Here is a 1,068-nt window from a genome sequence, read left to right on the forward strand (position 1 = left end):
AGAGTGACTCGGGTAACGCTGAAGCCCTCCAGGCCGGGGTGGCGGGGACGGAGCCCGGGGGCGGTGCGGGCAGGGGTTCGCCGGCGGCGGGGGCCGGGCGGCTGGTGCCGGGAACCCAGGAGGCGCCGTTCCAGTACCGGATGTAGCCGGGGATGGACGGGTCGGGGTAGTAGGCCGGGCTGGGCCTGTCGTCGCCGGGTGCCGGGGTTGGGGCGCTCATGGTCCGTCGTCCCGTATCTGTTCGGGGGTGTTGTGGTGGCGTCCACATTTATCAGAACTCCCCTGCCCGGCGGGCCGGTGTGCGCGGACCGGTCCGCTCGCGGGCGGCGGGGGGCACCGTACGGAGGGGGCTTCGCGGACGGTCGCGGGGGCGGCGGAAACAAACTCCGCCGAAGTCGCGTAATGCCCGGCACCGGGCGCGCTCTCGCCTGGTGACGGACCGTCCGGCGGCCCTGCCGGGGCAGACGGACGGCAGGACGTCCGGCCCCCGGGGGACGGACTGTGCGGGAGAGCTGAGGAGTGCACCGAGATGAACACCGTTGTGGAACGCGAGCTGGAACTGCGGCTGGTCCTTTCGCCCGAGCGGAGCATCGCCGTACCGGCACGGCTGGTCTACGCGGCGGCCGATCCGTTCGCGGTGGGTGTCACCTTCCACCTGGGTTCGCAGAACCCGGTGCACTGGACTTTCGCGCGGGAGCTGCTAGTGGAGGGGGTGTTCCGGCCGTGCGGCCACGGGGACGTGCGGATCTGGCCGTCGAAGGTGAGCGGGCGCGACGTGCTGACGATGGCGTTGAGTTCGCCGGACGGGGACGCGCTGCTCCAGGCGCCCTCGGCGGCGGTGTCGGCCTGGCTGGACCGCACCCTGGCCCTGGTGCCGCCGGGCACGGAGCACGAGCGGCTGGAGATGGACGCGGGGCTCGCCCGGCTGCTGGAACCCGCCCCCGCGGACGACCTGTGGCGCGGCGACCCGTGGTCGGAGGACCGAACAGGGCTGCCGACAGCACGACGTCGCTGCTCAGGCCCATACCGCCGAAACCGGCACCCGCTGCGACGATCCCCGCGCTGAGC

The 1,068-nt window shown here is 73.4% G+C and carries 2 protein-coding genes; one reads left to right on the forward strand and one right to left on the reverse strand.

The window, feature by feature from the left end; genetic code table 11:
• Positions 1 to 220, reverse strand: a 220-nt coding sequence (locus ABZ863_RS35725) for a DUF2510 domain-containing protein (protein ID WP_358544228.1), incomplete at its 3' end; no start/stop codon positions are given.
• A gap of 309 nt (positions 221 to 529) precedes the next feature.
• Between ABZ863_RS35725 and ABZ863_RS35730 the strand changes: the two genes are divergently transcribed.
• Positions 530 to 1,066, forward strand: coding sequence for an SsgA family sporulation/cell division regulator (locus tag ABZ863_RS35730; RefSeq protein WP_358544231.1), 537 nt, complete (start codon positions 530 to 532; stop codon positions 1,064 to 1,066).
• Positions 1,067 to 1,068 lie beyond the last annotated feature (2 nt).

It is taken from the genome of Saccharomonospora sp. NPDC046836 (assembly GCF_040645195.1).
Taxonomy (GTDB): Bacteria; Actinomycetota; Actinomycetes; order Mycobacteriales; family Pseudonocardiaceae; genus Prauserella_A.